Origin of the sequence: Streptomyces katrae (assembly GCF_000717655.1) — a bacterium.
Taxonomy (GTDB): domain Bacteria; phylum Actinomycetota; class Actinomycetes; order Streptomycetales; family Streptomycetaceae; genus Streptomyces; species Streptomyces katrae_B.
Genome location: NZ_JNZY01000020.1, coordinates 92,961 through 102,323, shown reverse-complemented (window position 1 = coordinate 102,323; position 9,363 = coordinate 92,961). Strand labels below are relative to the sequence as shown.

Genomic DNA, 9,363 nt, shown 5'->3' with positions numbered 1-9,363 from the left:
GCCTATGCCCAGCCCCAGACGGCCGCCGGACGCCAAACCGGGCGGAGCGCGTAGCGATTTGGGGCGTCCACGGCCCGAGCGGCACCCCAGCGTCATCTCTTCGCTGTCTGGTGCAGGTTGACCCCACCCAGACCCGGAAAGGGTGCCCATGGGCCCTTGAGGGAGGCGTTCCCCTCCCCGCGGCCCCGTCGCCGGCCCGGGTCGGTGGTCCCGGGGCATGGGGTGCGGATAGACAGGAGCCCCTGCTCGGCATCTCTGATCTGGGCTGGTCGGAACATGAACCCCCGGCCATTCCTTCGGGGGCTTCCCGGCAGTCTGTTGTCTTTCCGGGGCGGGTCGGTCAAGGGTGGCCGAAGGCCATCGCGAAGCGACGCGACGACGAAGGAGGAGCGCCCTTGAGGGACCGGCACGACACGGAAGGACAGTGGACTGACGGGACACCCCCGGACACACACCGACACCGAGTCGGCAGACCCCGCCCCCGGCCCCCGATCCACTCTCCCGACCCCGAGCACACAGGCCCCGCCCCCAAGGCCCCAGCTCGCCTTAGCGACCCCGAGCACACAGACCCCGCCCCCGAACCCGCGCGACCCGCTCTCCCGACGCCGATTGCGCGGACCCCGCCCCCCGACGTCCCGATCCGCTCTCCCGGCGCCGATGCGCGAACCCGCCCCCGGCGTCCCCATCCGCTCCCCCGACCCCGCTCGCGCGGCCGCGGCGTCCCGGCCGGCCTCCGGTGCCGAGTCCGAGGGGCCCCACCCCCGGGATCCCGTCGGCCCCTCCGACGCCGAACGCCCACCCCCGCCCCCGGCACCCCGCCCGCCGTCCCCGGTGCCGAGTCGGCAGCCCCCGCCCTACACCGCCGACTCCGGGGCGATGCGGCTGCGGACCGCCGACTGGACGTCCTCTTCCTCCGCCGGGTCCGACGCAAGCCTGCGGAGCCTCGGCGCTACGCGGGCGTCCGCCGTTTCCGCGTGGCGGGCCGCCACCTCGCGGGTGGTCTCCTCGCAGTCCCAGAGGCATTCGACGGCGAAGCCCGCCGCGAACGACGGGTCCGTGCTGGCCAGGGCGCGCGCCGCGCGCCCGCGCAGGTGGGACGAGGCCGTCTCGCGGTAGATGTGGCGCAGCACCGGTGCCGCGCAGCCGATGGAGAGCCGGCCCGCTCCGTCGACCAGGGCGAACAGCCGCTGGGCGTCCGGACCGCAGCCGCGGACGGTGGAGCGGAGGGCGCCCAGGACGAGTCCGGCGTCCTCGGCTGCGCCACGGGCGGCCAGGAGGGCGGCTGCGGCCGCGCCCAGCACGTCGGGCCGGTGGACCCACTGCCGGGCCCGGTCGACGGCCGCGGGGCCGCACATGCGCTCGTAGGCGGCCACGGCGGGCTCGTCCCCGGCGGCTTCGATGAGGTCCAGCACGGCCGGGTTCTCCGGCTCGGCGAGGACCAGGTGGTGCAGGGCGGTGGCCCGGGCGGCCTCGCCCGCGGCGCCGGCGGCGGCGGCGAGGATCGCGGAGCGGTCCTCGGGTGCGGCGACGGCGGCGAGACAGCGTGCGGCGGGCACGTGCAGCGGGGTGCCGCGGCGCAGCCCGTCGGCGGCCCAGTCGAAGACGGCCTGTACGCCCCAGCCGGGCCGGGGGCCGTTGGGGGTGAGCTGGCGCTGCCAGCGGTCGAAGGAGCCTTGCTGGCGGGCCGCGCGCAGGCGGTCGCCGTACTCGGGTGACTCTTCCCACAGGCACCACGGCCGGGGCTCGTAAGCGTCGCGGACGGCGGCGGCCAGCCGCGCCTCGCCCTCGGCGGTGGCCGGGAATCTGGCGAGGACGGGCGTGACGAGGCTGCGCAGCCCCTCGTCGTCGTCGCGCAGGGCGAGCTCGTCGAGGGCCCAGGCCCAGTTGGAGCCGGAGGCGGCGTAGCGGCGCAGCAGCATGAGCGCGTCGTCGCGGCCGTACGAGGCCAGGTGGCCCAGGACGGACAGGGCGAGGCCGGTCCGGTGGTCCGTGTCGTCGACGAGGTCGTCGGCGCTGAAGAGGTGGCTCTCGATCTCGCCGAGGGGGCCGTCGAGGTCCAGGTACAGGCGCGCGTAGTACAGCGAGCGGTTCTCGACCTGCCAGTCCTGGCGCGGATCGCTGACCACGCACTGGTTGAGGGCCGCGAGGGCCTCCGTGCGGGGCGCCGCAAGGGCGTGCAGCGTGCCGTCGCCGCGGCCCCGCTGGAGGAGCCCGAGCAGGGTGCCGCTTGGCGCTATGACTGGTTCGAACATGGGAATGGCCTCAAATCAAGCTGGGGACGCAACCGGGAATCGGGATTCACAGGGCCGCGTAACAGCATGTGAGGACGTTCGCCGTCATGTTCCGCTCGATGTAGACCATTGCCTTCTCACTCTCGTCGGTGCTTCGCGACCAGGACGGCCGGTCTGCGCAGGGGGTGGGTACGGACACCCTTCGTGTCCTGCCCGCTCCTGCCCGTCCGCCGTGTTCGCAAATCGAATCCGACGCCATGATGACCCAGCCGGTTTGTGCGCCGCGACCACATTTACGGCCGCCGTGATCAACCCGTGAGGTGGGGGACCGGTCGGACCGTGCCAGGTCACGGGCAAAAACGGACTAGTTGGCTCCGAAGAGTTCCAGCAGGTCCGCCTTGGCGAACATGCGGGCGGTGTCCAGGGCGGAGGGGGTTCCGGCCGTCGGGTCTGCGCCTCCGGCGAGCAGGGCGCGGATGACGGCTTCCTCGCCCTTGAAGACGGCGCCGGCGAGCGGGGTCTGGCCCCGGTCGTTGGCGCGGTCGGCCTCGGCGCCGCGGGCCAGCAGGGCCGTGACGGTGGCGGCGTGGCCGTGGTACGCGGCCAGCATGACGAGGGTGTCACCGCGGTCGTTGGTGAGGTTGGCCGGGACTCCGGCGTCGAGGTACGCGGTGAGCGTCTCGGTCTCGCCCTGGCGGGCGAGGTCGAAGATCTTGGTGGCCAGTTCGATGACGTCCTCGTCGGGAGCGCCCTGGGAGCCGCCCTCGGTGGGCTCGTGCTCGCTCATCTGTCGTACCGCCTTTCACTCGCTGTCGGCATGTGGTTCCCCAGGCCGGCGGGCAGGGGGGCGTACGGCGCTGCGGCCGTACGGGTGAATCGCCAGAGTAGCGCCCGGACCTGCACATACGGGGGCCGGACCTGAGGCAAGGATCCCCGTTGGCGCTGGTGGGGGCCGGGCCGGGCCGGTTGGCCCTGCTCGGCGCCGGACGCGCCAGCCGGGCTGCGCCGGTCAAGTGAAAAAAGCCCACGTTCACCCGTATGCACCTTTTATCGCATTGATACTTCCTGTGAGCCTGGAACAACTGATGGTGACTGTCCCCACCCACCAGGAGAACCTCTCATGATCCTGTCCATCTCAGGCGTCGTCCTGCTCGGCATCATCGCCTTCCTCTTCTTCAAGAAGGACGGGATGAAGCTGTCCCACGCGTTCGTCTGTGCGCTGTTCGGCTTCTTCCTCGCCGGCTCCGCCATCGCGCCGAGCATCACGGCGAGCACCGCGAGCCTCGCGAGCCTGCTCGGCGGGATCAAGCTGTAGCGGGTTGCCCGGCGGATCAGGCCCTCCCCGCCCCCGACCACACCGTCCCGCTCCACCCCAACTCCAGGAGACGCCCGTGGCCCGGCGCCCACTCCCCCGCATCCTCAGCAGCGGCACCACGTCGCTGGCCCGGGGCCGCGACCTTGCTCGCACGGCCGCCGACAGTGCCACGGACGTCCTCCATCCGCTCCTCGTCATCGGGCGCGGCCTGCGCGTCCTGGCCTCGGCCGGGCGGCGCAAGTGGACGCAGACCCCCGGGGACAAGCGTGGTCCCGCGCTGTTCCTGGGAGCCGCCTGCGTCCTCGTGGTCGCGCTCGTCCCGTACGGGCCCCTCGCCGCCCTGATCACCCTGATGGCGGCGGCGGCCTGGCAGGGGCGCGACCGGACGCCGGTGAAGACCGGGCCCAGCGACGCCGAGACCGAACGGCTCGGGTCCCTCTACGAGGCGCTCGTGCCGTACTTCTCCACCCCAGAGGACCCGAGCCCGCTCTTCGCCCACGGCGGCGAGTGGGACAAGGCGTTCAGCGACTACGCCTTCGACGACGCGGGCCGCATCACCCGGCTCCGGATCCGCTACCCCGCCTACTTCACCGACGGCGAGGCCGCCTCGCGGGCCCGGATCGAGGCCTTGCTGCACGCCAAGTCCGGGCGCGGCCGGGAGTACCTCTTCGACTGGGACGAGGAGGGCAACCAGCTCGACCTGACGGTGCTCACGGCGCTGCCGACGGGCATCGCCGCCCAGCCGTTCATCACCTCTCCCGGCGAGACCGTGCTCGGCTTCACCGACGCCGGCAGCGTGCAGCGCACCCTGCCGGTCCTGGAGGACGACGAGCCGCGCGACGTGCCGCCGGTGATCTGGCGCACCGGCCCCCGCTCCACCGAGCCGCACCTGCTGGCCGTCGGCCAGCCCGGCAGCGGCACCTCGACCCTGCTGCGCTCGATCGCCCTGCAGGCCCTGCAGCACGGGGGCGAGGTGCTGGTCGTCGAGGGCGGCGGCAGCGGGGAGTTCTCCTGCCTGTCCGGGCGGACGGGCGTGCTGGCCGTGGAGTGCGGTCCGGCCGGGGCGCTGGCCACCCTGGAGTGGGCCGCACGCGAGACCGAACGGCGGCTGATCGCCGCTCACCGGGCCCGCGAGGCCGGCCGCCCCGCGCCCGAGGACACCCGGCGGCCGCTGTGGATCCTGCTGGACCGGCCCAGCGTGCTCGCGCACCTCGCGGCGGCCGACGGGAGCCCCGACCCCCTCGCCCGGCTCCAGGTGCCGCTGCGGCACGGGCGCACCGCGCACATCACGGTCGTGGTGGCCGAGCAGTTCGACCAACTGGAGCTGCTGAACGACGCCGTCTGGCAGCACACCCGGGCCCGGGTCGTGCTCGGGGCCGCCGCGATCCAGCAGATCACCGACGTACTGGGACTGCCGCCGCACACCACTCCGACGGCCCAGGTGCCGCCGGGGCGCGGGTACGCGCGGCTCGGCGCGGGTCCCGTGCACCGCTTGCAGGTGCCCGCCACGCCGGACCCGTACGACGACGCCACGCACCCGGCGCACCGGCATGCGGTGCAGGAGCTGCTGCCCGGCCGGCAGTTGCCGGCCCCGGGCGGGCCGGGCCGCGTGACGCTGTCGAAGCCGCTGCACATCGTCCAGTCGCCGGCCCGGGCGCAGGACCCGTCGGCCGACGCCGAGGCGGTCGAGGAGGCCCCGGCCGAGGCCCCGCCGGCCCGCGGCCCCTGGCCCGTCGGCCCCTGAGCCCTGAACCGCTGCGCCCGCCGTCCCCCGGGTCCTACGCGACGAACGTGCGCGGGGGTTCGGCGCCGCTGCCGCCCGCGCCCGTGCCCACCAGGCGGGCGGCCGCCGCGAGGCGGACCGCGGCCTCCTCGGCCACCGGCCCGCCGACGGTGAACGGCAGCCGGACATAGCCCTCGAAGGCCCCGTCGACGCCGAACCGCGGCCCCGAGGGGACCCGTACGCCGACCCGCTCCCCCACCTCGGCCAGCCGGGAGCCGGACAGGCCGCCGGCGCGGGCCCACAGGGTCAGCCCGCCCTGCGGCACCTCGAACTCCCAGTCGGGCAGCTCCCGGCGCACCGCGGAGACGAGCGCGTCCCGGTTCTCGCGGGCCTGGTCGCGGCGGATCTCCACGGCCTCCGCCCAGCCGCCGGTCCGCATCAGCCAGTTGACCGCGAGCTGCTCGAGCACCGGTGTGCCGAGGTCGGCGTACGCGCGCGCCGCGACCAGGCTGCGGATGACGTCGGGCGCCGCGCGGACCCAGCCGATCCGCATGCCGGCCCAGAAGGCCTTGCTGGCGGAGCCGACGGTGATCACGGTGGAGCCGGCCGGGTCGAAGGAGCAGACCGCGCGGGGCATCTCCAGCGCCGGGTCCAGCTGGAGCTCGGCCATGGTCTCGTCGGCGACGAGTACGGTGCCGGCCGAGCGGGCGGCCTCCACCATGGCGCGGCGCTGCTCGTCCGAGGCCAGCGCGCCGGTGGGGTTGTGGAAGTCGGCGACGACATAGGCGAGGCGGGGCGCGGCGTCGCGCAGTACCTGGCGCCACACGGTCATGTCCCAGCCGGCCAGGCCGTCGGCCATCGCGACGGGCACGAGCCGGACGCCGGCGGCGCGCATGAGCTGGAGGATGTTGGCGTAGGAGGGGGATTCGACGGCGATCCGCTCTCCGCGGCCGGCGAAGAGGCTGCAGATGGCGTCGATGGCGCCCATCGCGCCGGTGGTGACCATGATCTGCTCGGGCATCGTGGGGATGCCGCGCTCGGTGTAGCGGTCGGCGAGCATCCGCCGCAGGGCGGGCAGCCCGGCGGGGTAGTCCCCGTGGGTGTGCGCGTACGGGGGGAGCTCTTCGAGGGCGCCCTGCACGGCCTTGGTGAGCCAGGGCTCGGGGGCCGGGAGCGCGGCGCAGCCGAGGTCGATCATCGAGCCGAGGGACTCGGGCGGCAGCGGTTCCAGCCCCCGGGCGGGCAGCGGGTTCCCGGCCGGTACGGAGGTCCAGCTGCCGGCGCCGCGCCGGGACTCCAGGAAGCCCTCCCCGCGCAGGGCCTCGTACGCGGCGGCGACGGTGGTGCGGGAGAGGGAGAGGGAGACGGCGAGCTCCCGTTCGGCGGGCAGCCGGGCGGCGACGGGGACGCGGCCTTCGAGGACGAGCAGCCGGATGCCGTCGGCGAGGCTGCGGTAGGCGGGCAGCTTCCGCGCCCCGGGGACACCGGGCCGCTCCTGCTGGGAGGTGATGAGACGGGCGAGCTGTGCGGCACCCACCGCCGAGGTCCACTCTGCCATGCTGTCCGGTCCACCTTTATCGAATTGGCCCCGCCCGCACCCCGGGCGCGGCCGGTATTGGATTGCTTCCGCCCCCACAGCCTGTCACGCCGCGGTCCACCCGGACCAGTAGCGGTGCGGCGTTCACCACGCAGCCATCCGGCCGCTCCCTCCCCACCGGTGACACCGTGCATACTGCGGCGGGTGACGCACGTACGCCTTCGCCATCCGTATCTGGACCACCCCGCTCCGATCCCCTTCGCGCATCGGGGAGGTGCCGCGGACGGGCTGGAGAACACCGCCGCGGCCTTCCGGCGGGCCGCCGAGGCGGGCTACCGGTACTTCGAGACGGATGTGCATGCCACCGCCGACGGGAAGCTCGTCGCGTTCCACGACTCCACGCTCGACCGGGTCACCGACGGGCAGGGCCGGATCGCCGAGCTGACCTGGAGCAAGGTCAGCGAGGTCCGGGTGGCGGGCACCGAGCCGCTGTCGCTGTTCGAGGAGCTCCTGGAGGAGTTCCCCGACGCCCGCTGGAACATCGACATCAAGTCCGAGTCGGCCCTGCATCCGCTGGTCAATCTGATCGCCCGGGCGGGCGTCTGGGACCGGGTGTGCGTGGGCTCCTTCTCGGAGAGCCGGGTGGCGCGCGCGCAGAAGACCGCCGGACCCCGGCTGGCGACCTCGTACGGGGTGCGCGGGGTGCTCGGGCTGCGGCTGCGCTCGTACGCGATCCCGGCGGCGCTGCGGGCCGGGGCGGTGGCGGCGCAGGTTCCGGAGACGCAGGCGGGCGTCCGCGTGGTCGACCGGCGGTTCGTGCGCGCGGCGCACGAGCGGGGACTCCAGGTGCACGTCTGGACCGTGAACGAACCGGAACGCATGGAGGCTCTCCTGGACCTGGGAGTCGATGGCATCATGACCGACCGGATCGACATCTTGCGCACGGTGCTGGACCGGCGCGGGGCCTGGGCCTGACGGGCCCGTACGGCCGCCGTGCGGATCCGGTGGGCCGTGCGGTACGGGGACCAGCGAGGGGGCACCTATGAGTGCGCAGACCATGGATGAAGCGGAACCGGGGGCCGAGGACGGCAGAGCCGGCGCGGCCGCGCGCAAGCGCGAGCAGCGGGGCTGGTACTTCTACGACTTCGCGGTCTCGGTGTACTCGGCGAGCGTGCTGACCGTGTTCCTCGGGCCCTACCTGACCTCGGTGGCCGAGGCCGCCGCGAAGGCGCAGGGCACCCCCGGGTTCGTGCACCCGTTGGGCATTCCGGTGCGGGTCGGGTCGTTCTTCGCCTACTCGGTCTCGGCGTCGGTGATCCTCGCCCTGCTGCTCATGCCGCTGGTCGGGGCCGTCGCCGACCGGACCGGCCGGAAGAAGCCGCTGCTCGCGGTGGCGGCGTACACGGGCGCCGCGGCCACCGCCGGAATGTTCTTCCTGGGCGGCGAGCGCTACCTGCTGGGCGGGCTGCTGTTGATCGTGGCGAACGCCGCGCTCTCGGTCTCGATGGTGCTCTACAACGCCTACCTGCCGCAGATCTCCACCCCGGACGAGCGGGACGCGGTGTCCTCGCGGGGCTGGGCCTTCGGCTACACGGCGGGCTCGCTGATGCTCGTGGTCAACCTGGTGCTCTACCTGGGCCACGACTCCTTCGGGCTCAGCGAGGGCGAAGCGGTACGGATCTGCCTGGCCTCGGCGGGCCTGTGGTGGGGGGCCTTCGCGATCGTCCCGCTGCGCCGGCTGCGGGACCGCGCCGTGGTGCGTGAGCCCGGGGCGGCACCGGCGGTGAGTGGCTGGAAGCAGCTCGTCGCCACGCTGAAGGACATGCGGCGCTACCCGCTGACCCTGTCGTTCCTGCTCGCCTATCTGATCTACAACGACGGCGTGCAGACGGTGATCTCGCAGGCCTCGATCTACGGCAAGCAGGAGCTCGAGCTCGAGCAGTCCACGCTGATCGCGGCGGTGCTGCTGGTGCAGGTGCTGGCCGTGGCGGGCGCCCTTGGCATGGGTCGGCTGGCCGTGATCTACGGCGCGAAGCGGACGATCCTCGGCTCGCTGGCGGCGTGGGCGCTGACGCTGGCGGCGGGGTACTTCCTGCCGGCCCGGACGCCGGTGTGGTTCTTCGCCCTCGCCTCGATGATCGGACTGGTGCTGGGCGGCAGCCAGGCGCTGTCGCGCTCGCTGTTCTCGCACCTGGTGCCGGCGGGCAAGGAGGCCGAGTACTTCTCCGCGTACGAGATGAGCGACCGCGGGCTGAGCTGGATCGGACCGCTGGTGTTCGGCCTGACGTACCAGGTCACGGGCAGCTACCGGGACGCGATCATCTCGTTGGTGGTGTTCTTCGCACTGGGTTTCGTGCTGCTGGCACGGGTGCCGGTGCGGCGCGCGGTGGAGGCGGCGGGGAATCCTGTTCCCGAGCGGATCTGAGCGGATCCGGCGGGCGCTCCGGCAGCGGATCCGGCCCGGATCTTCATACGAATTCCGAACGGATTTCGACGTTGAAGCGAAGGGCCGGTAGTGTACGCCTTTGGCCTGCCAGCGGGACCGTTACTGCGCGCT

General features: G+C 73.6%; 7 protein-coding genes. 4 read left to right on the top strand and 3 right to left on the bottom strand.

The window, feature by feature from the left end; translation table 11 throughout:
- Positions 1 to 854 precede the first annotated feature (854 nt).
- Together IF09_RS0123850 and IF09_RS0123845 are read right to left on the bottom strand one after the other, a co-directional pair.
- On the bottom strand, positions 855 to 2,252 hold the full coding sequence (locus IF09_RS0123850) for a hypothetical protein (protein WP_030298928.1): 1,398 nt from the start codon (positions 2,250 to 2,252) through the stop codon (positions 855 to 857).
- 343 nt (positions 2,253 to 2,595) lie between these two features.
- Positions 2,596 to 3,018 (bottom strand): ankyrin repeat domain-containing protein, encoded by a 423-nt coding sequence (locus IF09_RS0123845; RefSeq protein ID WP_051832795.1) that lies wholly within the window; start codon positions 3,016 to 3,018, stop codon positions 2,596 to 2,598.
- Positions 3,019 to 3,351: 333 nt separating this feature from the next.
- On the opposite strand from IF09_RS0123845, the gene IF09_RS0123840 reads away from it, so the two are divergent.
- On the top strand, positions 3,352 to 3,546 hold the full coding sequence (locus IF09_RS0123840) for a hypothetical protein (RefSeq protein WP_030162614.1): 195 nt from the start codon (positions 3,352 to 3,354) through the stop codon (positions 3,544 to 3,546).
- Between the two features lie 76 nt (positions 3,547 to 3,622).
- Positions 3,623 to 5,290, top strand: a complete 1,668-nt coding sequence (locus tag IF09_RS0123835) for a membrane protein (protein WP_030298923.1) — start codon at positions 3,623 to 3,625, stop codon at positions 5,288 to 5,290.
- A 34-nt stretch (positions 5,291 to 5,324) separates the two neighbouring features.
- On the opposite strand, the gene IF09_RS0123830 is transcribed toward IF09_RS0123835, so the two are convergent.
- Positions 5,325 to 6,827, bottom strand: coding sequence for a PLP-dependent aminotransferase family protein (locus tag IF09_RS0123830; RefSeq protein WP_030298921.1), 1,503 nt, complete (start codon positions 6,825 to 6,827; stop codon positions 5,325 to 5,327).
- 183 nt (positions 6,828 to 7,010) lie between these two features.
- On the opposite strand from IF09_RS0123830, the gene IF09_RS0123825 reads away from it, so the two are divergent.
- The gene (locus IF09_RS0123825; RefSeq protein ID WP_030298919.1) at positions 7,011 to 7,781 is read left to right on the top strand and encodes a glycerophosphodiester phosphodiesterase family protein; all 771 of its coding nucleotides are present in this window, start codon (positions 7,011 to 7,013) and stop codon (positions 7,779 to 7,781) included.
- A 67-nt stretch (positions 7,782 to 7,848) separates the two neighbouring features.
- On the top strand, positions 7,849 to 9,231 hold the full coding sequence (locus IF09_RS0123820; RefSeq protein ID WP_030298912.1) for an MFS transporter: 1,383 nt from the start codon (positions 7,849 to 7,851) through the stop codon (positions 9,229 to 9,231).
- Positions 9,232 to 9,363 lie beyond the last annotated feature (132 nt).